The sequence below is a fragment of the Palleronia caenipelagi genome (assembly GCF_007004065.1).
GTDB classification, from domain to species: Bacteria; Pseudomonadota; Alphaproteobacteria; order Rhodobacterales; family Rhodobacteraceae; genus Palleronia; species Palleronia caenipelagi.
In genome coordinates, this window is sequence record NZ_VFSV01000017.1 from 24,913 (window position 1) to 47,358 (window position 22,446).

Consider the following 22,446-nt stretch of genomic DNA (forward strand, 5'->3'; position numbering starts at 1 on the left):
GCGGTGACATGTCTGGTCTTTTCTGGCCTTCCGATGCGCAGATGGCGCGGCTGGCGCCCTGCTTTCCGAAATCTCACGGCAAGCCCCGCGTCGATAAGCGACGCTCATTGAGTGGGATTATCTTCATCAATCGCAATGGTTTGCGCTGGCGGGGCGCACCCAGGGAATAAGGCCCTCATAAAACGCTGTACAACCGTTGGAAGCGCTGGAGCGAGAAAGGCATCTTCGCGGCGATGATGATGGGCCTGGCAACCGATTACGGCGAGAGAAAGACTGTGATGATCATTGATGAGGCCAGCGGTGCCATCGGTCCGAACAGACGGCCGAATGATCTCAAGGCCCACCGTACGGCCTCCAGCCTGCGGGTGAAAAAGGGGGGCGTTGACGCTTGATCGGGCGCACAAAGGGCGGGATGAACGCTAGGTTGCATGCCCTGTGCGACAGCCATGGGCGGCCGCTGGAGCTGTTCATCACCGCAGGCCAGGTGAGCTACGGCATCGGCGCCAGGGCTGCTTGCAGCAGCCTGCCAAAGGTCGAATGGTTGCTCGGTGACCGGGGCTAAGATGGCGGCTGGTTCGGAGAAGCGTTAGAAGGCGAGAGGATAAAGGCCTGCATTCCGGGCCGAAAGCAGCGCAAAGAGCCCATCAAACACGACAAGCGTCGATACAAGCGGCGCAACCGGATCGAAATCAAGTTCGGTCGCCTCATTCGTCGAGGGAACACCCCACCAGGGCCTTGCCTGATCCTCCTCATTGGAGGGAGGCTGCCACAAGATATGACCGGTGTCTGAAAGTCTTCCTCTCAGCCACCGCCTTCGCCGCACTCGTCATCTGTTAGCAGTGAAACTCAATGAGTCCTGAGCCTCGCTCGTCCTGGTCCGCATACCCATCATTCGCCTGATGTCTGGGAGAGACGATCCGGGCGTCGGGGATCAGGTTCCGGGCCGGATCAATTGCACCTTGGACTCACCGGCCTGCATCTCTCCGCTCGCCCGGTCGAAGCGCAGCCACGCCAGTGCTTGTCCATCGGCCTGTGTGTAGAGCGTGCCGACCGTGCGCTCTCCGGCGGTGATCTCCGTGCCGACCGGCGCTGTGCCGTCGATCTGCACGGTCGCGAGGCCCTTTTTCAGATCGGTCTTGTGCTTCATGCGGGCGGTGACTTCCTGTCCCACGTAGCAGCCTTTCTTGAAATCGACGCCATTGAGCCGCTCGAACCCCATCTCCAGAATGTAGCTGTCGTTCGGGATCAGCTCGACACCGGCTTGCGGCACCATCAGCCGGATCCGCAGGGCGTTCCAATCCGTCCCGTCACTCAGTGCCTCAGTTCCGATCCTCCGCCAGCCCAGCTCCGGATGACGCGGGTCGGGCAGGGCGCCCTCAGGCGCAGCGCCAGTGCCGCGCGACACGACCAGATCCGTAGGTTCGATCTCTACTTTGCGCCGCAGCCGGTACATGCCGAGCCGTTGGGCCAGCCCCGCGGCCTGATCCGCGCTGACATCGATCAGCAGGCGCTCCGGCTCTGGTATGACAAAGAAATCAGACAGATATTTCCCCTGCGGCGTCAGCAGCGCGGCATAGGTGATTGGGCCTTTGGTGATGTCGTTGCTGACGAGGTCCTGCAAAAACTCCACCCGGTCGGGGCCGGTGAGGGACAGAACGGCTCGGGGGTCTTGGGTCTCGGACATGGGGCCTCGCGTGATCGGTTTGATCCTAGAGGTCGTTGCGCAAACCGCCCGCGTCAAGGGCCGGAGGCAATTGACCGGCCCCGCGGCCCGCGCTAGCGATTTCAAATGAGCAAGTCTTTCGGGCGAGGGTATCTCGCCATTCCCGGCCCCTCCGTTCTGCCTGATCCGGTGTTGCAAGCGATGATGCAGCCGGTGCCAAATATCTATGATCCGGCGCTTGAGGCGATGACCGACACGATCCGCCGCGACCTAAAACAGGTGGCGCGCACGGTGGCGCCGGTGGCGATTTACATCACCAATGGCCACGGCCTCTGGGAAGCGGCGCTGGCCAATGTGACCCGCCCCGGGGACAAGGTGCTGGTGCCCGCCAACGGCATCTTTGCCCATGGCTGGGCCGAGGTCGCGACGAGGATGGGGCTGGAGGTCGAACTGATCGAGTTCGGCAAGCAAAGCGCCTTTGACACCGATCGGATCATGGCAGCGCTGGAGGCGGATCCCGATCACCGGATCCGCGCGGTGCTGGGGGTGTTCGTGGACACGTCGACTGGCATCCGCAATGATCTTGGCGCGCTGGGACAGGCCATGCGCGCCAGCGATCACCCGGCGCTGCTGATCGCGGATTGCATCGCTTCGCTCGGATGTGACCGGTTCGAGATGGATGCGTGGGGCGTCGATATCACGCTGGCGGCCAGTCAGAAGGGGCTGATGTCGCCGCCGGGGGTGGGCTTTCTCTGGGTGAACGCGCGGGCGCAGGCCGTCCGGGAGGGGCAGGAGCAGGTCAGCCCCTATTGGGACTGGCGGCAGAGGCTGAACCCGGAGTGGTTCTACCAGCTCTTTTTCGGCACGGCTCCGACGCAGCATCTCTTTGCCCTGCGCGCGGCGCTGGATTTGTTGATGGCCGAAGGGATCGAGGCCGTCTGGACGCGGCACGCGCGGCTTGCGCGCGCGATCTGGGCGGCCTGTGAGCGGTGGAGTGAGGGCGGACCCCTGAAACTCAACGCGCCGCAGGGCCATCGCAGCCACGCGGTCACGGCGCTGGGTGTGGGCGGCGACGGAGGAGACCGCTTGCGGGCGTGGTGCGAGGGGCAGGGGGTGACGCTGGGGATCGGCCTCGGCATGGCGCCGCTCGGCAGTCCCGAGGCGGCGGGGTTCTTCCGCATCGGGCATATGGGGCATGTGAACGGGCACATGGTCCTCGGCGCTTTGTCGGTGATCGAGGCCGGCCTGACAGCCTGCGAGATCCCCCATGGCGTGGGTGCGCTGGAGGCGGCGACGCGCGTGATCGCGGGGAGGTAGCGTCAGAGCATTTTGCGGTTCGACTGACGTTCCGTAATCCCCTCCCTGGAAAAGGCTGTTATTTCAGGCAGTACACACCCCGGGTCGCACCTTTCACGGGCGCCCGCGCTGACCTCAGGGAAGCAGTTCGTTGAAAGCAGCGCGGTAGTTTGCCGCCAAAGATATTCGTGTCGAAGAGATCGACGAGCCCGGTACGGGCGAGGGAGCAGTCAAAATCCGTGTCGCCTGCACGGGTATCTGCGGCAGCGATATGCACGAATACGTGGCTGGACCGATCGTGATCCCCGTGGATGGAGAGCATCCGCTGACGGGCGGCAAAGCCCCCATTGTGATGGGCTACGAATTCTCTGGCGAAGTGGTCGAGACCGACGCTGGTGTCCCCCGTGTGGACCCCGGCGACGAGGCTGTGGTCGAGCCGATCTACAGCTGCGGCCCTTGCAAGTGTCGGGCATATAACCTCTGCGACATGATTGGCCTGCACGGGCTGTCTGGCGGGGGCGGGGGCTTTTCAGAGCATACGGTCGTGCGGGAGAATATGGTTCACCAACTGACCGGCGGCGGGGGGATACGTCATTTGAGGTGACCGGGGTGCCGGTGGTTCTCACACAGGCCATCGCGTCCACGAAATCGGGCGGAGAGACGGTGATCGTGTCCCTGTGGGAAGCCGATCCGGGGCTGCCGGCCAACCTCGTCGTGCTGAATGAAAAGACCGTGAAGGGAACGATCTGCTACCGGGATGTCTTCCCGGCGTTGCTGGACCTGATGCAAAAGGGCTACTTCCCGGCCGACAAGCTGGCCACCAGCAAGATTGCTTTGGGAGATATCGTCGAGCAGGGGTTTGAAAAGCTCCTGAGCGATCGCAGCCAGATCAAGATCCTCGTCGATCCTAAGGCCTGATCCAGCGGACGGGCCGGCCTGAGCGGCCGGCCCGACGTCATGTCTGGGCGCGCTGGAGCGCGCCGGGCAGTTCCTGGGCGAAGAGATCCATATCCGCCTCGGTCCCACAGGAGACCCGGAGGCACCGGTCGAGGGGCGCCACGCCGGGCATGCGGACAAAGATCCGCGCCATATGCAGTTCCCGGACCATGGCGCGGGTGAAGTCTCCGTCCCGGCCCAGATCAATGGCGACGAAATTCGTTTGGGAGGGCAGGGGACTGAGCCCGTTCTCCGCAGCGATTTCAGCGATCCGGTCGCGGCTCCCTGCGATCTGAGCGCGTACTTTGTGCAGCCAGTCCTGATCGGCCAGAGCCGCACGCGCACCTTCCTGTCCGATGATCGAGACCCCGAAATGGTCGCGGATCTTCGAGAACTGGGCGATCATTTCCGCATCGCCGATGGCATAGCCGATGCGTGCACCCGCGAGGCCATAGGCTTTGGAGAAGGTCCGCATCCGGATGACCCGCTTGTCTGATGTATCAAGCGGTGGGAAGAGCGACGGGTCGGCGCATTCGAAATAGGCCTCGTCCAGCACCAGCAGCGTGCCTTCGGGGATTGCCTCGATCATCCGCTGGATCGCGCTGGCGTCGTGCCAGCTGCCCATGGGGTTGTCGGGGTTGGAGATGTAGACGAGCTTGGGTCTGACCGCGTGCATTTGCGCGATGAGCCCTTCGGGATCCTCGTGATCGTCGCGATAGGGCACGGTCACCAGCTCTCCGCCGGAGCCCGCCACGTGGTAGCTGAAGGTTGGGTAGGCGCCCTTTGAAGTCACCACCTTGTACCCCGGGGCCACGGTCAGGCGGACCAGTGTCCCGAGGAGCCCGTCGATGCCCGCGCCGATCACGATGTTCTCGGCACCCACCCCGTGATGCTGCGCCAGCTCGTGGCGCAGGTGGAAACACTCCGCATCGGGGTATTTCCACGCCTCGGCAGCGGTGCGGGACATGGCCTCGATGGCGCGCGGAGACGGGCCGAAGCCCGACTCGTTGGCGCCGATCCGCGCCTTGATCGTCACGCCGGTCTGCCTCTCCAGCGTCTCGATGCCCACGAAGGGCACCGTGGCGGGCAGGGCCGCAATGAGCGGCGTCAGGCGCGGATCGTGGCTCAAATCTCGGCCAGACGCGCCTCGGCGGCGGTCAGCCGGGCGCGCTCCTCCTGCTTTTGAGCCAGCAGCTCTTCGGTCTCGGCCACCACATCTTCCGGCGCGGAGGCGCGGAATTTGGGGTTCTTCAGCCGGCCCTCAAGACCGCCGATATCCTTGGCGAGCTTGCCCAGCGTCCTTTCGATGCGGGCCTTCTCGGCGTCCACGTCGATGATGTCCGCCAGCGGGAGGGCAAAGGCGCCGCCGGGCACGGCGAGGGTCACGGCGCCCTTGGGCGGCTCGGCCACTTCGGTCAGGCTCTCGATGCGGGCCAGACGCTGGATCAGAGCCGCGTTACGCTGCCAGTAGCCCCGGCCCGCCTCGTCGAGTTCCAGTTGCAGCAGCGGAGCCTTAAGCGCGGCGGGGACGTTCATCTCGCCCCGTACCGAGCGGATTTGCTCGATCAGGCCGATGACCCAGCCCATCTCCGCATCCGCCGTCGCGTTCGCCAGATCTGCGCCGTACTCAGGCCAGGGGGCGTGGACGAGGCGCGTATCGCGCTCTGCCTGCCCCCAAAGTTCTTCGGTGATGAAGGGCATGAAGGGGTGCAACAGAACCAGACACTGGTCGAGAACCCAGCCCATCACCGCGCGGGTCTCGGCAACGGCGGCCTCATCCTCAGAGGCAAAGAGGGGCTTGGCCAGTTCCAGATACCAGTCGCAGACCCGGCCCCAGACAAAGGCATAGAGCGCATTGGCCGCGTCGTTGAACCGGTACTCGGTCAGTGCCGAGTGCACCGAGTCGCGGGTGCGGCCAAGCTCGCCCAGAATCCAGGCATTGGCGGCCTGAACGGGCGCTTGGGGGCGGGCGACGCCGTGGGTGACGCCGTTCATCTCTGCGAAACGGAAGGCGTTCCAGATCTTCGTGCCGAAGTTCCGGTAACCGGCGACACGGCTCTCGGACAGCTTCAGATCGCGGCCCATGGCGGCCATGGAGGTGAGCGTAAAGCGCACCGCGTCCGCGCCATACTGGTCGATCAGGTCCAGCGGGTCGATGACATTGCCGAGCGATTTCGACATCTTGCGGCCTTTTTCGTCCCGCACGAGGGCGTGGACATAGACCGTGTCGAAGGGCTTCTCGCCGACCATGGCGTATTGCATCATCATCATCCGGGCGACCCAGAAGAAGATGATGTCGAAGCCGGTCACGAGGACCGAGGTTGGGAAGTATTTCTGCAGCTCCGGTGTGTTATTCGGCCAGCCGAGCGTGCCCAGCGGCCAGAGACCGGAGGAGAACCACGTGTCGAGCACATCCGCGTCCTGCCAGACAGGATAGACGAGCTGGGTCGGGTCCTGCGACAGGTTGTACTCGGCCAGCGAGGCGGCGAAGGCGTGGATCGCGGCCTCGCGGTCCTCGACCTCGACCACTCGCGCCACATGGAGCGGATGGGGCAGGCCTGCATTGTCGTCGCGGAACGCGTCGATGACCTGCCCGAACTCCGGCGCACAATGGTGGCGGGTGCCCGAATGCACCAGATGGTCCCAGGTCAACAGCGAAAGGAGTTCCACCTCATCCAGCGCCTGGTTGCCCTCGTCGTCATGGAAGCTCGACGTGTGCAGGTCGAGCCCATACCAGACCGGAATCCGATGTCCCCACCAGAGTTGCCGCGAGATGCACCACGGCTCGATATTCTCCAGCCAGTGGAAATAGACCTTGGCATCGCGCTCGGGCAGGATCTTTGTCCCGTCCGTGGAGCCGTCCGCGCGGGTTTGCCCGATGCGCACGGCGTCGATGGCGGGGCCGACAATCTGGTCGGTATCCACGAACCACTGATCGGTGAGCATCGGCTCGATGACGACTTTGGACCGGTCGCCGAAGGGCTGGGTGATGGTCTTGGCCTCGACGAGGGGCACCAGCGCTTCGGGGTCTTCGGCCTTGGCGGCCTGCTTGCCCAGAACGGGGTTGTCGGCCCGCGTCATGACGGCAAGCCCCTCCTCGGTGATCGCGGCGATGACCTGCTTGCGCGCTTCGAACCGATCAAGCCCGCGCAGCTCCTCGGGGACGAGGTTGATGCGGGTCACGTCGGATGGCGTGGGCACTTCGCCGCGGGCGATCTGCCCGGCCTGAAGCGCGGACTCTTCATAGGACAGCCCGTCGGTGCGCATCTGGCCCTTCGTGTCCATCAGCGCATAGAGCGGGATGCCGTTCCGCTGTGCGACGCCGTAATCGTTGAAGTCATGGGCGCCGGTGATCTTCACCGCGCCGGAGCCGAAATCGGGATCCGGGTAGTCATCAGTGATGATCGGGATCAGGCGGCGGTGTTCTTTGGGTCCGACCGGAATTTCGCAGAGTTTACCGACGATTGGCGCGTAACGTTCATCTGACGGGTGAACCGCAACGGCGCCGTCGCCCAGCATGGTTTCTGGCCGGGTCGTGGCGATGGAGATGTAATCGCGCTCTTCGGTCAGGACGATATTTCCGTCCTCGTCCTTCTCCACATAAGTGTAGGTCACGCCATCCGCGAGCGGGTATTTAAAGTGCCACATATGACCCGGCTGGTCGATATTCTCGACCTCCAGATCGGAGATGGCGGTTTCAAAGTGGGGATCCCAGTTCACCAGCCGCTTGCCGCGATAGATGATGCCGCGATTGTAGAACTCGACGAAGGTCTTGATGACGGCGGCGTGAAAATCCTGCTGCCCGTCGCGCGCATCCGGATCGCCCGGCGCACCGCCCATGGTAAAGGCTTCACGCGACCAGTCACAGGAGGCGCCGATACGCTTAAGCTGGCCGATGATCGTGCCGCGGGATTTGCTTTTCTGTTCCCAGACGCGAGTCAGGAACGGCTCGCGGCCCATCTCCGTCCGGCTGGGTTCGCCATTGGCGGCCATGTCGCGCTCGGTCACCATCTGGGTGGCGATGCCCGCATGGTCGGTACCCGGCTGCCAGAGCGTGTCTACGCCCTGCATTCGCTTCCACCGGATAAGAATGTCCTGCAACGTGTTGTTGAACGCGTGGCCCATATGCAGCGCGCCGGTGACGTTCGGGGGCGGGATCATGATCGAGAAGGTCTCGGCCCCGGCCTTGGCATTGGCGCCGGCGGCAAAGCACCCCTCGCGTTCCCAGATTTCGTAAATGCGGCTTTCGGCGCTCTGGGCGTCGAAATTCTTCTCCATGGGCATGGGCTATCCTCGTCTGAGCTTGGGGTAGGCATAGCCAATCGGGGCGGGGAGGGAAACCCGCCTGCGTACCGATCAAAGATGAATAAAACCCTCGGTAACGCACCCATAAGGGTATCTTCAAAACCTCGCGAGACCCTCAGATACTACCACAATGCTGACACCATTGTGTGGCACACTGGATGGAAGCACGTGGGGTGATGCTATGGGGTTTATGGGACAATTCAGGCAGATGGGCCGCTGGATCGGGCGGCCGATCCTGACGCGGACCACGAAACGGGCGGCGAGGCATGGTCCGCGGACATTGGTGGTGACGCTGGATGGCACCATGTCCTCGCTGGAGCCGGGGGATGAAACCTCCATCGGTCTGATCTGGAAACTCCTGACCGAGGAGGGGTCGCCCTCGGACATCGTGACCTACTATGAGCCGGGGATCCAGTATTCAAGTTGGAGGCAGCTCCGGGATGTGATCGAGGGGAAGGGCATCAACCAGCAGATCCGGCGCACCTATGGCTGGCTGGCCTCGCGTTATCGGCCGGGGGACCGGATTTACCTCTTTGGCTATTCGCGGGGCGCCTATGCGGTGCGCTCGCTGGCCGGGCTGATCGATGATGTGGGGCTGTTACGGCGGGACGTGGCGACGGACCGTAATGTGGTGCAGGCCTATCGGCACTACCGGATGCAGTCCGATGCTGAGCTGCGCGCGGTGTTCCGGCGGCTCCACTGCCATGAGGCGGTGCCCATCGAGATGATCGGCGCCTTTGACACGGTGAAGGCGCTGGGGATGCGGGGGCCGCTGCTTGGGCCGCGCAATACGATGGAGACGGATTTTCACAATCACGGTGTCGGTGGCTCCGTCCGTCGTGCCTATCACGCGCTGGCGTTGCAGGAGCGGCGCGTGGCCTATGACCCGATCCTGTGGTGTCCGGATCGTGACTGGGACGGGATCTGCGAACAGGTGTGGTTCCGTGGCAGCCACGGCGATGTGGGCGGGCACCTGTCGGGTAGTATTGGCTCTCGCCCGCTGGCGAATATCCCGCTGGTGTGGATGCTGGACCGTGCGGAGCGGTCTGGTTTGATCCTGCCCGCGGGCTGGCGCGCGCGGTTCGGGTGCGACGTGGACGCGCCGTCTTGCGGGATGAATCAGGGTTTCGGAAAATTGCTTCTGGCGCGCAAACCAAGGGTCGTTGGCATGGAGCCGAGCGAGCGGCTCCATGTGACCGCAGCCCATGCCGGGGGACCGGGCTACGATATGGGCATCGAACCCAACCTGATCGCCTGAGATCAGGCGACCTGGTCCAGTTCCGGCTCCGGGGCCAAACCCAGTGCGTGAACGACGTCACGGGTCAGATGCGGCTTGTTCAGGGTGTAGAAATGCAGCTTGTCCACGCCCTCGGAGATAAGCTTGTCGCACAGTTCCACGCACAGGGCGGTGGAGAGCAGCTCCTGCCGGTTGTCGCGCTCGGCGGTTTGATAGGCGTCGTCGAGCCAGCCCGGGATCTCCATGCCGCAGGCTGTCGCGAATTTCCGCACACCCTTCCAGCTCTCGATCGGGAGAATGCCCGGCACAATGGGCGCGTCGATGCCTGCCGCCGCGCAACGGTCGCGGAAGCGCAGGAAAGTGGCGGGGTCAAAGAAAAACTGCGTCAGGGCTTCGCTTGCGCCTGCATCGACCTTGCGCTTCAGCCAGTCCACATCGGCCTGAGCGGTCAGGCTGTCGGGATGGCGGTCGGGATAGGCGCCGACGCGCAGGGTAAAGTCCCCGGTCGCGGCCAGAGCCTCGATCAGTTCGATGGAGGAGGCGAAACCGTCCGGGTGCGGCGCGAACGCCCCGCCGCCCGGCATGTCGCCCCGCAACGCCACCAGATCGGTGATCCCGGCCTCGGCATAGCTGCGGGCGATCTCCAGCGTCTCGTCGCGCGAGGCATCGACGCAAGTCAGGTGTGCGGCGACCCGCAGGCCGGTGGATTTGTTGATCGTCGTCACCGCTTCATGGGTCAGTTGCCGCGTGGTGCCGCCTGCGCCGTAGGTCACCGACACGAAATCGGGGCAGGTGGGCGCCAATGCGTTAATGGTGTCCCAGAGGCGGAAGCAGGCTTCGAGCGATTTCGGCGGAAAGAACTCGTAGGAAATGCGGGTCATCTTTTGCGGTCTCCGAGATGCGTTGACCTCTTGTCCCACGCAGCGCGGCGTGAGACAAATTCATAATCTCGAACAAGATCATGAGGCGGAGCACATATGCATATCGAGTTCCGGCATCTTCGGACGATCAAGGCAATCCATGAAGCGGGGGGGCTGGCTCGTGCCGCAGACCGGCTGAATATCACCCAATCTGCCCTGAGCCATCAGGTGAAAAACCTTGAGGATCAGGCGGGTGTCGAGCTGTTTGTCCGGCGCTCGAAGCCCCTGAAACTTTCTGCCGCTGGCCATCGGCTGCTCCGCGCCGCCGAACGGATCCTGCCCGAGATTGCCGCGCTGGAGGCGGAGTTTGCGGGGCTTCTGGCCGGTCGGACGGGGCGGCTGCACATCGCCATCGAATGTCACGCCTGTTTCGACTGGCTGCTGCCGGTGCTCGAACAGTTCCGCCACACCTGGCCGGATGTCGATGTGGATATTCGCCCTGGGCTGGCCTTTGATGCGTTGCCAGCGTTGGGGCGGGAAGAGGTGGATCTGGTGGTCTCCTCCGATCCCGAAGAGCTGTCGGGCGTGACCTTCACTCCGCTGTTCGACTACGAGCCGGTTTTCGTGGTGGCCGATACCCATCCGCTGGCGGCCAGGCCCTTTGTCACCGCCGAGGATTTTCGGGATCAGACGTTGATCACGTATCCCATGGCGCCCGAGCGGCTGGATGTGTTCACCGAACTTCTGAACCCCGCTGGTGTGTCTCCTCTGGCGGTGCGGCAGGTGGAGCTGACGGCGATGATCCTGATCCTCGTGGCCAGCCAGCGCGGTGTGGCGGTCTTGCCCGACTGGGTGGTGCGCACGACCCGACGTCCCTCCGACATTGTCACCTTGCCGATCACCGAAGGGGGGCTGACCCGCAGGCTCTACGCAGCGACCCGCAGTGACGAGACGGATCTGCCTTATATGGCGCATCTGCTCAGGCTGGCGCGGACCGAACCTTTGAAACTCATGCGGGGGTGATCCTCCAGATGGAGTGTTGGCAAAGCCCGCACATCGGCCTATAGGCCCGGGACCGGACCGAAGGACGATGACATGCAGGGCAGCGCCAATCTCAACATCATGATCAAGGCCGCGCGCGCGGCGGGGCGCAAACTGGTGCGCGACTTCCGCGAGGTGGAAAATCTTCAGGTTTCCGTGAAGGGCGCGGGCGATTTTGTCAGCCGTGCAGACACCGCCGCCGAAGAGACGATCCGCGAGATCCTGACCGAGGAACGGCCGAATTACGGCTGGCTCGGCGAGGAGAGCGAGCCGGTCGAGGGCAAAGACCCGACCCGCCGCTGGATCGTTGATCCGTTGGACGGTACGACGAATTTCCTTCACGGCCTGCCCCATTGGGCGGTGTCGATTGCGCTGGAGCATAAGGGCGATATCGTCGCGGGCGTGATCTTTGACCCGGCCAAGGACGAGCTGTACTGGGCCGAAAAAGGGCAGGGCGCGTTTATGAATGACATGCGGATGCGCGTGTCCGCCCGGAGCAAGATGATCGAGTCGATCTTTGCCACCGGTCTTCCTTGGGGCGGTCGTCCAGAGCTGCCACCGACGATCCGCGATCTCGGTCGCCTCCTGCCTGCTACTGCGGGGGTTCGGCGGATGGGCGCTGCCGCGCTCGACCTCGCCTATGTGGCCGCCGGTCGCTACGAGGGGTACTGGGAACGCGGTGTGAATCCGTGGGACGTGGCGGCGGGGATGCTTCTGGTGCGAGAGGCCGGGGGTTTTGTCGAGCCGCTGGCGGGCGAGGACATCTTTGCCTCCCGCACCATCATCTGTGGCAACGGCAATATCTTCGACCCATTTGCCAAGATGATGCGCGACTATTCCTGACTGTCGGACGGGTGATGTCGCCCGTCCACCCACGGGATTGGCTCGAACTCCCGGATAGTGACGCCGTCGATACAGGCTGCGTTCAACCCGTATTCATTCGGGTTTGAGCGGCGTCTGTGATGGGTGTAAATCCCGCATACCGAGCAGAAATAATGCCGCGCGGTCTTTGTGCCCCATTGGTAAAGTGTGAGCTTGTCCGCCCCCCGTACCACTTCCACATCGCCGACCGCGGCTGAGACAGGGGCGGCTTGACGGCGGGAGCAGTAGGAACAGTCGCAGCGTCGGAGCGTGTTCATCCCGTCCGAAAGAGTCGCGCGCAGTTCCACGGTGCCGCAATGGCAGGTCAGTCTGACGGTCATTTCCGGTGCCTCACTTTCGGGATCGAGCTCAGCCGCTCGGGGTAGCGCGCCTGCGGGTTTGGCGGACGGCCCGAGGTGCGGGACCAGAACCCGGTCCCGCCGAGCTTCAGAAACACAGGTATGGTCATTAAGAGACCCGCCACAAAGCCGCCCGCATGGGCCCAATAGGCGACGCCACCCTCCATGACGGAAACCGCCGCTCCGAGGGTCAGTTGCAGGGCGAACCAGACGCCGAGCACGATCCAGGCGGGGACCGGGATGACCTTGAAGATGATGACGATGATCAGCAGCACATCGACCCGCGCCTTGGGGAATAACAGCAGATAGCCCCCCATGACGCCTGCGATGGCGCCGGATGCGCCGACCATGGGAATGGGCGAGCCCGGCGACATCAGGTTCTGGGCGAGCCCCGCTGCGATGCCCGACAGGAGATAGAAGCCGAGGAAGGGCAGATGCCCCATCTGGTCCTCCATATTGTCGCCAAAGATCCACAGAAACAGCATGTTGCCTGCCAGATGCAGCAGCCCGCCATGGAGAAATTGGGATGTTACGAAGGTTTCGGGGGCTGAGACCACGGGGATCAGCGCCCAGGTTTCGAGAAAGCCGGGCGTTTCCAGCAGGCCCGCTGTCAGGACATAGATCACCACATTCAGAGCGATCAGAGAGCGGGTGATATGGGGCGTGGTGAGGGACGGGTTGTTGTCGCGGATCGGGAACATGTCCCATGAGTGACCCGGCTGGGACCCGCGCGCAAGGCCCTCAGGGGCCGCTGACCTTGCAGAATGCGCTGGCGCGTTGCAGCGCGCGGCACAAGCCGAGCGCCTCGTCGCGGCTGTCCACGGCGATCCGGGCGGTCAGACGGCTCAGGCGCGCATTGCCCAGCCGTCCGTCAACGATCTGGATTTCCCGACCGCCAATGATCCCGCCGTGTTTCTGTCGAATCTGACCTACAAAGCGCTGCACGGTTGCGCGCCGCCGACCGGCCGCCACGACGACGCCCCAGGGTGAGACCGAGGGCTTGAAGGCATTGACGGAGCGTGTGGCCGCTTGCTTGCGGCAGGCCTCCTGAAAAGGGGAGCCTTTCGCGAGGGCGAAATCTACATCGGGCGGGCGGCCATCGAGCCAGTCCATGGCGCTGAAGCCAGTGATCCTGTTCACGTAGCTCCGCGTCTCACCGGGCAGGATTCGTCCCCAGCGCACGAAATCCGCGGCGCGGCCCTCGCCGGAATTATAGGCCGCAGCGGCCAAACCCTCATTACCGAATTCCGAGATGAGCTCCGCCAGATAATCGGCGGAGGCCATGATCGCTTCAGCAGGGTTGAACGGATCTTCGAGGCCCCGCAGCTCGGCTGTGCCGGGCATGAACTGAGCGATCCCCTGCGCGCCCACCGGACTTACGGCAGCGGCATCGAAGAAGCTCTCCTGCCACAGAAGACGCGCCAGAAATCCGCTGTCGATCCCATGGTGGTCCGCTGCGCGCTCGATGACGGTGCAAACATCGTCTGTGTAGCTTTTCAGGTGGATGCAGTGGGTTCCATCGGTGGTACACCGTTGCTGAGCCGGTCTGGGCAGTGGGCGCGTTCTGGGGATCTGAGCCGCTGCCGGTATGCTCGCCAGAACCAGATCGGCGGGCGTCGGGGTCGGCTCCTCCTCGGCCTGACCGGCCGTCGTCAGCATACAGAGAAAGAAAGCAATCAGAACGCGCATGAGGGCAAATCTAGGCTGTCCGCATGTGTCTGACCAGCCCGACCGTTCACTGTCGGGGCAAAAGAAAAGGCCCCGCTGCAAAGCGAGGCCTTTCCAATATGTTGCGGTGACAGACTTGCCTCAGGCGGAGGGCTGTTCGTCGTCGGTGCCCGATTCGTCGTCCATCGCGGCGCCGCCAATATCGTCGAACAGCTCCTGGATTTCGAACTCGGCAGCCGCTTCTTCTTCGCTGGCCAGTTCCTGGATGGTCTTGCCCTGCTTTTGCAGCTCGGCTTCTTCCATCGAACGGGCCACGTTCAGCTCAACATCGGCCTGAACCTCGGGGTGCAGGGTGATGTGCGCCTTATGCAGGCCCAGGTCCTTGATCGGCGCAGCCAGCGATACCTGACGGCGTTCGACGGCGAACCCGGCCTCATTGGCGGCCTCGGCCACGTCACGGGTCGACACGGAGCCGTAAAGCGCACCGGCATCGGAGGCGGCGCGGATCACGATGAACTGCTGGCCTTCGATGCGGTCGGCCAGAGCCTGCGCTTCGGCGCGGGTCTCGGCGTTACGTTCTGCCAGCTGAGCTTTCTGCTCTTCAAAAGCCTCCACATTGGCCTTGGAGGCCCAGAGAGCTTTCTTCTGCGGCAGCAGGAAGTTGCGGGCGTAGCCTTCCTTGACGGAGACGACCTGGCCCATCTCACCCAGCTTGGCGACGCGCTCGAGGAGAATGACGTTCATTGCCATGGATCTCTCTCCTTACTTCACAGCGTAGGGAAGCAGGGCGAGGAACCGGGCACGCTTGATGGCGCGGGCCAGTTCACGCTGCTTCTTCGCGGAAACGGCGGTGATACGGGACGGAACGATCTTGCCACGCTCAGAGATGTAGCGCTGGAGCAGTTTCGTGTCCTTGTAGTCGATCTTCGGCGCATTCTCGCCCGAGAAGGGGCAAACCTTGCGGCGGCGGAAAAACGGTTTGGCAGCCATGTGCGGAACTCCTTCTTAGCGGCGCGGACGGCGATCGTCGCGATCGCGCTTCTGCATCTGGATCGAGGGGCCTTCCTCGTGTTCGTCCACCTTGATGGTGAGAACACGCATCACGTCCTCGTGAAGGCGCATCAGGCGCTCCATCTCCTGCACGGCTTCCGACGGGGCGTCGGTGCGCAGGTAGGCATAGTGGCCCTTGCGGTTCTTGTTGATCCGGTAGGCCATGGTTTTGACACCCCAGTACTCGTGATCCACGAGCTTGCCGCCGTTGTCGGACAGCACGGTGCCAAAATGTTCGATCAATCCCTCGGCCTGCGTGTTGGACAGGTCCTGACGGGAGATGAAGACATGCTCATAAAGCGGCATGGACATTTCCTGTTTTTACAGGCGCATTTCATAGCCGGGGATACCCTTCCGCACCCCGTCACGAGAGACTGCGCCGATTGCGTGTGTCGCGGAAGTTCGCGGCCTCTAGCGTCTTTCGCCCGCTGGCGCAAGGGCGCAGCAACGGCGATCACCCGCCACGCGTCGCGTTCTGTGCAAAAACGCTCAGAGATTGTTCAAATGCTCGCCATTGTTTCGGAGGCAGGGGCGCTTACATCGGTGACACACTCAACAGGGAGTATCCCATGAAACTGCTTCTGTCTGCCGCCGTTGCCGCTGCCGCCCTCGTCGGGGCCGCTCAGGCTGAGCCGGTGAAATACGAGCTTGATCAGACCCACAGCGAGATCCTGTTCCACTGGAGTCATGGCGGTTTCTCGACCACCCGCGGTCTGTTCCTTGGCTTTGACGGCGAGATCATGTTCGACAAGGACGAGCCGGCCAATTCCAGCGTCATGATCACCGTTCCGGTGGCAGACGTGCTGGCGAACGGCAAACTCAAAGAGCACCTCAGCTCCGCAGACTTCTTTGGTGACAACTGGGCCAGCGATGTGACCTTCACCTCCACTGCTGTGGAAGTGACCGGGGAAAACACCGCGAACATCACTGGCGACCTGACCCTGAACGGCGTGACGAAGCCCGTTGTGCTGGACGCCACACTCAACAAGAATGCGGAAGGCCCACGCGGCAACGAAGTGGCCGGCTTCTCCGCCACCACGACCGTCATGCGCAGTGAGTTCAACCTCGGCCTCTTTGCCCCCTTCGTCAGCGACGAGTTGCAGGTCGAGATCTCGGTCGAAGCCAGCCCGGCCGCGAGCTGATATAACAACCAACAGAAAAAAGTGGTAACGCACAAACTGGGCCGCCCCGATGATACGGGGCGGCTCTTTTGGTATCGGGGGCCGGCGGCAGGTTTTGTCGCGTCGGCCGGATTACGTTGAACCGCGCAGACGGCTTTGCGCGGGCAACGGTTGCCTGCCGGAGATCGTTTGAGGCCATCACACGTATCATTTTCACAGACAGACTGCGATTGTGACGGGGCGTTGTTGCAGAACTTGGCCCGAAGTGTGTCAGGCCATTACACCTGTCATGCCGAGCGACGCGAATGATCTTGGTGGTGCCAAGGGCGTTGGGGCGGATCATGAGGGCGATGCGGATATGGATTTTCGCGGTCTGGCAGTCGGGGTCTCTGGCGGCGTTGCGCTCACTGAGTGATTTCAGATCGAACCAGAGGTATGGCCATTGTCGGGATGGATGGCGCGACATGGCTCATCGTTGAGGACAGCGATTCAGAGAAGAACGTGTCAGATGGGGGATCGACGGCTGCAATGCATAAAGACCGTTCGTCGCTACAAACGCGCCCCCGGATCGTTTGCCTGACGCCCGAACTCCAGCGGCAACAGTGTGTGCGGCCGGGACGCGACGATCATGGCTTCCTGTTCCGCGCTCAAAACAGTTGAACGCGGCTCTTTCGGACGGGTTTTCTGGTCTTCCACCGTCTGCCGCTTACGCCACTTTGCGACGGTCTTGGGATTGATCCCCAACTCCCGACTCAGCACAGTGATCGAAGTTTGCGTCAGCTCGTATTGCAGCTCTGACGGCGTGCGTGGTCGCGGCGCTCCCATGACGAACTTGTCCCGTTATGCGCTTCCTTCCATTCCCGAGAATGGGTCACACCATCAAGCCGTGGGATCAAACACCTGGCCGCACAGCAGCATCTGGATGGTCGATAGAGTGACAGGAGTGGGCCAATTCGCGTCATGGGCGATCTGCCCACGTATTTGAAGCCTGAACAGAGGAAGAAGTTAATTTTCCAATGAAAAGGCACAATCACCTAACAGAAATGAAATATTACAAAGTGCTTATCAATGGGTTTATGGTGGACCCTAGCGGGATCGAACCGCTGACCTCCTGCATGCCATGCAGGCGCTCTCCCAGCTGAGCTAAGGGCCCGTTATCCAAGCAGTTATACATGGTGGACCCTAGCGGGATCGAACCGCTGACCTCCTGCATGCCATGCAGGCGCTCTCCCAGCTGAGCTAAGGGCCCGGTATGCAAACCAACATCCGGTGTGGCGCGGATGTAGAAGAGGAGGCGGAGGGGTTCAAGCGGAAAAATGACCCCTCCACCAAAGATTTTCAGTCGTCGTTGTCGTCCGTGGAGACGTCCGCAATGTCGTCGAGCGAGACATTATCATCATCGTCATCTTCGAGAACATCGTCACCGAGATCGACATCGGTATCGTCGTCATCGTCGAGCACGACTTCATCATCATCGACCTGATCGTCACGCTGGCTGGCCTTATCAGCCTTGTCGGCGAGCATGGTGCGGCTGTTTTTGCCAGTGTCGAGCACCACCACTTCGCCGGTATAGGGCGAGACGATTGGATCGCGGTTCAGGTCATAGAAGCGCTTGCCTGTGGTCGGGCAAAGCCGCTTGGTTCCCCATTCTTCCTTGGGCATGGGCCCCCCATATTCAGGTTGTCATTTCGGGATCGCCGTCCCCTGCCACAGTGATGTAGGGGTGTCAAAACCTTTGTGAAAGACCCTCACGGACAGGGGAGCGAAAATGAGCAGAGCCGGGCCGGAAGAGATGGTGGAAATCGGAACGCCGCCGGTCATGATACGGATGCGGTCCTCGGCGCGGGCGCGACGGATGACGCTCCGGGTCTCCCGGCTGGACGGAGGGGTGGTGCTGACCCGACCGCGGGGGGTGCGTCTCGCGGAGGCGGTGCGCTTTGCCGAGACCAAGGTGGACTGGCTGCGTGCGCAACTTGCCGATGTCTCTCCCCGGAAGGCTGTGGCTTTGGGCGCGGAGGTACCTGTGGGTGGGGTTGCGCTGCCGGTCGTGACCGGTCGCCCGGGGATCGGAGCGGCGGAGATTCGCGTGCGTGAGCGGCTGCCAGCCGGACCGCAGGTGGAAGCCCTGCTGAAAGGGCTTGCCCGGGAGCGTTTGCGCCGGGCGGTTGATCGACACGGCGCGGTGCTGGGACGCAAGCCGGGTCGGTTGACCCTTCGCGACACGCGATCCCGGTGGGGCTCCTGTACAGCAAAGGGCGATCTGATGTTTTCGTGGCGACTGGTCATGGCGCCAGAAGACGTTCTCGACTACGTTGCGGCACATGAGGTGGCGCATCTGGTACACATGGACCATTCGCCCGCGTTCTGGTCGGTCACCGAGCATCTTTGTCCCGACTGGAGATCCCATCGGCGGTGGCTACGTGACCACGGCACTGGTCTGCATGCGTGGATGTTTCGCGAGGCCTGAGCCATTCACAACGCCTTGACGCCCCGGTCGGCGGGGCGCATCGTCGCCCGATGTTGATCTCGCCCCGCACAGATCCCGGTCCGCACACGCCTGCTCATGAGCGGGTCTACCGGGCGTTGCGGACGCGCATCATGCATGGGGAGCTGGCGCCGGGACAGGCGCTCACCCTGAGAGGGCTTGGTGAGGAATACGCGGTCTCGATGACGCCTGCGCGCGAAGCAATCCGGCGTCTCGTCGCCGAAGGCGCGCTGTCCCTGTCGCCGTCCGGGCGGGTGAGCACGCCGGAGTTGAGCGCCGAGCGGATCGAGGAGTTGGCCGCGCTGCGGTCCCTCCTGGAAGTGGAACTGGCCAGCCGCGCGCTGCCACGGGCGCATCTGGCCCTGATCGAGAGAATGACGACCCAGAACGGCGCGATCTCCGAGGCCGTGGTGCGCCATCAGGTTGTTTCCTACATCCGCCTGAACCTTGAGTTTCACCGGATGCTTTATCTCCGGGCGCAGGCTCCTGCGATGTTGGCGATGGCCGAAACGGTCTGGCTGCAACTGGGGCCCACCATGCGTGGATTATATGGTCGGGTTCGCCGGACGGGTGCGCCGTCAGGTCACCGGCTGATCCTGGCCGCGCTGCGAGCCGGCGATGAGCCGGGGTTGCGTCTGGCGGTGAGACAGGATGTGACCAATGGCTTGCGGGCCATCCTGTCGGGCGACAGCTCTTACACTTGACCCGGCCTTGGGGTTGGACAGGGTCGTGATTGGGTATTTTCAGACAAAAAGATCGACACGGCAGGGGCGGCTTTCGTTTGTGGACGCAAATTGCTGGCGCCGCACCGTTGCCGATCCCGCGGGACTGTGGCAATCCCATCGGGACACAGGATAGCAGGAGCCGGTTCCCGATGGCAGACTTTGCGACACGCCGCCGAATGATGGTCGACACCCAGATACGGCCGTCCGATGTGACGTTGTTTCCGGTCATCGAAGCGATGCTCTCGATCCCGCGCGAGCGGTTTGTACCGAACCGGCTGACGGAAGCCGCCTATATTGGCGAGAGCCTGCCCATTGGTCGGAGCCGGGTGTTTCTCGATCCGCGCACGCTGGCGAAGATGCTGAACGCCCTTGAATTGGCGCCGACGGATCTGGTGCTCGATATCGGGCCGGGCTACGGCTATTCGACTGCGGTCATTGCGCACATGGCGCAGGCAGTCGTTGCGGTGGAGCCCGACGAGCCTCTGGTCGCCGAAGCATCGGCGGCATTGGCCGAGATTGGCGCGGATAACGCGTCGGTTGAGCAAGGCATCGCGGCTGAGGGTCTAGAAGCCCACGCCCCCTACGATGTCATTCTTGTACAGGGTGCGGTTGAACAGATTCCCGCCAAGATCACGGATCAGCTTGCCGAAGGCGGTCGGATCTGTGCAATCTTCCGGGAAGATCATCTCGGTGTTTGCAAGGTAGGGGTGAAAAACCGCGGTGTGGTGTCCTGGCGATTTGCGTTTAACGCGTCGGCGCCGGTCATGCCCGGCTTCGAAACGGTAGCGGAGTTTACATTATGACATTGAGGCGGTTCGCGATTCTTGGCGCTACTGCGCTGACGCTTTCTGTGAGCAGTGGCGTCGCGCGCGCGGAGACCATAGCCGATGCTCTCGTTCTGGCCTACCGCCACTCCGGACTTTTGGAGAAAAACCGTGCTGTTTTGAGAGCCGCGGACGAGGGGGTGGCACAGGCCATCTCAACGCTGCGCCCGGTTATTGACTACGCCGTCTCTGCACAACGGACCTGGGTTTTCCCGAATGATGAGTCGGCTCTGCGCGGGCCTGCCGGGAATGTCATTATTCCCAAGATCGAGAACGAGAGCTTTGACAGTGCCTCGGCCGAGATTACCGCGAGTCTGCTTTTGTATGATGGCGGCGCGTCGCAACTCGCAATCGACGCGGCCAAGGAGACTGTGCTCGCCACGCGGCATGCGCTTGTTCAGGTAGAACAGCAGGTGTTGCTGTCAGCGGCCAGCGCCTATCTGGATGTGCGCGAGGCCATCGCCTTTGTGAATCTGCGCGAAACGAGCCTCAACCTTACCCGCGAACAGCTCCGCGCGTCGCGGCAGCGGTTCGAAGTGGGCGAGAATACCCGGACCGATGTGGCCCTCGCCGAAGCCGACGAAGCTGCGGCGCGGTCGCAACTGGCGGCTTCGCGTGGCGATCTGGAGATCGCCATATCCCGCTATGTCGAGGCCGTTGGGAAAAAGCCGGGTACTCTGCAGCCCGCACGGAAGCAGCAGCCAGCGACCGCAAGCTCGCTTGAGGCCGCCCAGAAAGTGGCGCGCCAGACCCATCCGCGCATTCTGGCGGATATGCGGGAGATCACCATCGGGGAACTGAACGTCCTCCGCGCTGAGGCCGCGATTCGTCCGACGGTGCGCCTGCAAGGCCGGCTTGCCATGGACGAGGACTATCAGGAGACCGCCGATATCGGCATCCGGATGTCCGGTCCGCTCTATCGCGGTGGTCAGATCACTTCGGCCTATCGGCAGGCCGTCGCTCGGCGTGATGAGGCGCGCGGTGATCTTCATGTGACCACCGACAATGTGCTACAGGTGGCATCGCAGGCATGGGCACAGCGTGAGGTTGCGCAGGCGCGAATCCGGGCCGGACAGCTCGAAGTGCGCGCGGCGCAGGTGGCTTATGACGGGATTTCCGAGGAATTACAGCTGGGTGCCCGGACGACGCTCGACTTGCTCGACGCGCGGCAGGATCTGGAGAGCGCGAAGGCGAACCTGATATCTGCCCAGATCGGTGAGGTACGCGCGTCTTATGGCTTGCTGTTTTCGATGGGACTGCTGACCGTCAAACAGTTGGGTCTCGGGGTTACAACCTATGATCCGGCGGCCTATTACAACGCGGTCAAGGACGCGCCGGGCCGAAAAGTGAGTCCGCAAGGGGAGAAACTGGATTCGCTCCTGAAATCCCTTGTGCGCTGATCTTCCAGCCGTCACAATGGAACCATCTTGAGTTGATTGATTTGTGGTATTGTCCACTTTTGAGTGACGAGTTTGGGAGGTTTCATGGCGGAGCTGGGATATAGTGAGCCAGCCGAAGATGTGATCGAACAGATCCGGCGGCTGGTTTCGTCGGTCGATGCGCAATCTTCGGATGATATTTTGGTGCTAAGCCAAGAGATGCGGGTGTATGAGGCGGGTCAGCCGAAGGATAAAATCGCGCCCCACGAGATTGACTTGCAGGACGATGACGCGCTGAGAGGACTTGTCTCCGAGATGGTGCGCGAAGAACTCAGTGGCGCGCTTGGCATGAAGGTGACCCGCAGCATTCGCAAGCTCGTCCGCAAGGAGATCAATGAAGCTCTCGCGGCGCGCGATCTGACCTGAAGCCCGCGGTTTGCTTTCGAGCCTGTTGGGCAAGGAGCTTCATCACGTCTTCGATTCTGTCGGACTGGCTTTTATGACACGATTAGTTCTCACCCTTGCTTCAGTGCGATCTTTAGATCGCGGCTGTCTATCGAGGTTGCCTTCAAAATCGGACCGACTGGGCTGCAAGGCTACGGTCTTTTGTTCGCTCACAAACTGTTGCTCGGCTAG

At 62.7% G+C, this 22,446-nt stretch carries 23 protein-coding genes, 2 tRNA genes and 3 pseudogenes; 13 read left to right on the forward strand and 15 right to left on the reverse strand.

The window, feature by feature from the left end; translation table 11 throughout:
- Positions 1-8: 8 nt before the first annotated feature.
- Positions 9-837: pseudogene (locus tag FEV53_RS11005) on the forward strand (IS5 family transposase).
- A 94-nt stretch (positions 838-931) separates the two neighbouring features.
- On the opposite strand, the gene ygfZ reads toward FEV53_RS11005, so the two are convergent.
- On the reverse strand, positions 932-1,684 hold the full coding sequence (gene ygfZ / locus FEV53_RS11010) for a CAF17-like 4Fe-4S cluster assembly/insertion protein YgfZ (RefSeq protein WP_142834862.1): 753 nt from the start codon (positions 1,682-1,684) through the stop codon (positions 932-934).
- A 105-nt stretch (positions 1,685-1,789) separates the two neighbouring features.
- Here ygfZ and FEV53_RS11015 point away from each other — a divergent pair, with 105 nt between their 5' ends.
- The 3 genes from FEV53_RS11015 (at position 1,790) to FEV53_RS21885 (ending at position 3,877) form a co-directional block, all read left to right on the forward strand.
- Positions 1,790-2,980 (forward strand): pyridoxal-phosphate-dependent aminotransferase family protein, encoded by a 1,191-nt coding sequence (locus FEV53_RS11015; protein WP_142834863.1) that lies wholly within the window; start codon positions 1,790-1,792, stop codon positions 2,978-2,980.
- A gap of 250 nt (positions 2,981-3,230) precedes the next feature.
- On the forward strand, positions 3,231-3,563 hold the full coding sequence (locus tag FEV53_RS21880) for an alcohol dehydrogenase catalytic domain-containing protein (protein ID WP_425465483.1): 333 nt from the start codon (positions 3,231-3,233) through the stop codon (positions 3,561-3,563).
- A gap of 5 nt (positions 3,564-3,568) precedes the next feature.
- Positions 3,569-3,877, forward strand: coding sequence for an MDR/zinc-dependent alcohol dehydrogenase-like family protein (locus FEV53_RS21885; RefSeq protein WP_281283482.1), 309 nt, complete (start codon positions 3,569-3,571; stop codon positions 3,875-3,877).
- A 37-nt stretch (positions 3,878-3,914) separates the two neighbouring features.
- Here the strand turns inward: FEV53_RS21885 and FEV53_RS11025 are convergent, their stop codons facing one another.
- Positions 3,915-5,024, reverse strand: a complete 1,110-nt coding sequence (locus tag FEV53_RS11025) for a pyridoxal phosphate-dependent aminotransferase (protein ID WP_142834864.1) — start codon at positions 5,022-5,024, stop codon at positions 3,915-3,917.
- A complete protein-coding gene (locus FEV53_RS11030; RefSeq protein WP_142834865.1) occupies positions 5,021-8,179 on the reverse strand; it encodes a valine--tRNA ligase in 3,159 nt (1,052 codons plus the stop codon). Before FEV53_RS11030 ends, FEV53_RS11025 begins: the two co-directional genes overlap by 4 nt.
- 211 nt (positions 8,180-8,390) lie before the next feature.
- Here FEV53_RS11030 and FEV53_RS11035 point away from each other — a divergent pair, with 211 nt between their 5' ends.
- Complete coding sequence (locus FEV53_RS11035) at positions 8,391-9,458, forward strand: DUF2235 domain-containing protein (protein ID WP_221931609.1); 1,068 nt, start codon at positions 8,391-8,393, stop codon at positions 9,456-9,458.
- 2 nt (positions 9,459-9,460) lie between these two features.
- Here the strand turns inward: FEV53_RS11035 and metF are convergent, their stop codons facing one another.
- Positions 9,461-10,318: a methylenetetrahydrofolate reductase [NAD(P)H] gene (metF, locus tag FEV53_RS11040; RefSeq protein WP_142834867.1), complete on the reverse strand. Its 858-nt coding sequence runs from the start codon at positions 10,316-10,318 to the stop codon at positions 9,461-9,463.
- A gap of 96 nt (positions 10,319-10,414) precedes the next feature.
- Between metF and FEV53_RS11045 the strand changes: the two genes are divergently transcribed.
- Together FEV53_RS11045 and FEV53_RS11050 are read left to right on the forward strand one after the other, a co-directional pair.
- Positions 10,415-11,320 carry a LysR family transcriptional regulator gene (locus FEV53_RS11045; protein WP_142834868.1) on the forward strand — a complete coding sequence of 302 codons (906 nt, stop codon included), beginning with the start codon at positions 10,415-10,417 and terminating at the stop codon, positions 11,318-11,320.
- A gap of 72 nt (positions 11,321-11,392) precedes the next feature.
- Positions 11,393-12,181: an inositol monophosphatase family protein gene (locus FEV53_RS11050; protein ID WP_142834869.1), complete on the forward strand. Its 789-nt coding sequence runs from the start codon at positions 11,393-11,395 to the stop codon at positions 12,179-12,181.
- Here the strand turns inward: FEV53_RS11050 and FEV53_RS11055 are convergent.
- From FEV53_RS11055 to rpsF, 6 genes are all read right to left on the reverse strand, one after another.
- On the reverse strand, positions 12,172-12,540 hold the full coding sequence (locus tag FEV53_RS11055) for a GFA family protein (RefSeq protein ID WP_142834870.1): 369 nt from the start codon (positions 12,538-12,540) through the stop codon (positions 12,172-12,174). The genes FEV53_RS11050 and FEV53_RS11055 overlap by 10 nt on opposite strands.
- Complete coding sequence (locus FEV53_RS11060) at positions 12,537-13,259, reverse strand: rhomboid family intramembrane serine protease (RefSeq protein ID WP_142834871.1); 723 nt, start codon at positions 13,257-13,259, stop codon at positions 12,537-12,539. Before FEV53_RS11060 ends, FEV53_RS11055 begins: the two co-directional genes overlap by 4 nt.
- Positions 13,260-13,299: 40 nt before the next feature.
- A complete protein-coding gene (locus FEV53_RS11065) occupies positions 13,300-14,247 on the reverse strand; it encodes a lytic transglycosylase domain-containing protein (RefSeq protein WP_142834872.1) in 948 nt (315 codons plus the stop codon).
- Positions 14,248-14,367: 120 nt separating this feature from the next.
- The gene (gene rplI, locus FEV53_RS11070; protein ID WP_142834894.1) at positions 14,368-14,970 is read right to left on the reverse strand and encodes a 50S ribosomal protein L9; all 603 of its coding nucleotides are present in this window, start codon (positions 14,968-14,970) and stop codon (positions 14,368-14,370) included.
- 18 nt (positions 14,971-14,988) lie between these two features.
- On the reverse strand, positions 14,989-15,216 hold the full coding sequence (gene rpsR / locus FEV53_RS11075; protein ID WP_009805008.1) for a 30S ribosomal protein S18: 228 nt from the start codon (positions 15,214-15,216) through the stop codon (positions 14,989-14,991).
- Between the two features lie 15 nt (positions 15,217-15,231).
- Entirely contained in the window at positions 15,232-15,582 is a 351-nt protein-coding gene (gene rpsF, locus FEV53_RS11080) for a 30S ribosomal protein S6 (RefSeq protein WP_142834873.1), read from the reverse strand.
- Between the two features lie 263 nt (positions 15,583-15,845).
- Between rpsF and FEV53_RS11085 the strand changes: the two genes are divergently transcribed.
- Positions 15,846-16,418, forward strand: a complete 573-nt coding sequence (locus FEV53_RS11085) for a YceI family protein (RefSeq protein ID WP_142834874.1) — start codon at positions 15,846-15,848, stop codon at positions 16,416-16,418.
- A gap of 274 nt (positions 16,419-16,692) precedes the next feature.
- Here FEV53_RS11085 and FEV53_RS11090 read toward each other — a convergent pair.
- The 5 genes and pseudogenes from FEV53_RS11090 to FEV53_RS11110 all read right to left on the reverse strand — a co-directional run.
- Positions 16,693-16,818: pseudogene (locus FEV53_RS11090) on the reverse strand (IS5/IS1182 family transposase); the annotation flags it as partial.
- A gap of 51 nt (positions 16,819-16,869) precedes the next feature.
- Positions 16,870-17,241: pseudogene (locus tag FEV53_RS11095) on the reverse strand (hypothetical protein); the annotation flags it as partial.
- Positions 17,242-17,474: 233 nt separating this feature from the next.
- Positions 17,475-17,550 (reverse strand) — tRNA-Ala (locus FEV53_RS11100).
- 20 nt (positions 17,551-17,570) lie between these two features.
- Positions 17,571-17,646: transfer RNA gene (locus FEV53_RS11105), tRNA-Ala, on the reverse strand.
- A gap of 89 nt (positions 17,647-17,735) precedes the next feature.
- Positions 17,736-18,059: a TIGR02300 family protein gene (locus tag FEV53_RS11110; protein ID WP_142834875.1), complete on the reverse strand. Its 324-nt coding sequence runs from the start codon at positions 18,057-18,059 to the stop codon at positions 17,736-17,738.
- Between the two features lie 106 nt (positions 18,060-18,165).
- Between FEV53_RS11110 and FEV53_RS11115 the strand changes: the two genes are divergently transcribed.
- The 5 genes from FEV53_RS11115 (at position 18,166) to FEV53_RS11135 (ending at position 22,236) form a co-directional block, all read left to right on the forward strand.
- A complete protein-coding gene (locus FEV53_RS11115; protein WP_246100790.1) occupies positions 18,166-18,864 on the forward strand; it encodes a M48 family metallopeptidase in 699 nt (232 codons plus the stop codon).
- A gap of 50 nt (positions 18,865-18,914) precedes the next feature.
- A complete protein-coding gene (locus tag FEV53_RS11120; RefSeq protein ID WP_142834876.1) occupies positions 18,915-19,586 on the forward strand; it encodes a GntR family transcriptional regulator in 672 nt (223 codons plus the stop codon).
- Between the two features lie 170 nt (positions 19,587-19,756).
- On the forward strand, positions 19,757-20,410 hold the full coding sequence (locus FEV53_RS11125; RefSeq protein WP_142834877.1) for a protein-L-isoaspartate O-methyltransferase family protein: 654 nt from the start codon (positions 19,757-19,759) through the stop codon (positions 20,408-20,410).
- A complete protein-coding gene (locus FEV53_RS11130) occupies positions 20,407-21,831 on the forward strand; it encodes a TolC family outer membrane protein (RefSeq protein WP_142834878.1) in 1,425 nt (474 codons plus the stop codon). Before FEV53_RS11125 ends, FEV53_RS11130 begins: the two co-directional genes overlap by 4 nt.
- A gap of 84 nt (positions 21,832-21,915) precedes the next feature.
- The gene (locus FEV53_RS11135) at positions 21,916-22,236 is read left to right on the forward strand and encodes a hypothetical protein (RefSeq protein ID WP_142834879.1); all 321 of its coding nucleotides are present in this window, start codon (positions 21,916-21,918) and stop codon (positions 22,234-22,236) included.
- Positions 22,237-22,446: the final 210 nt, after the last annotated feature.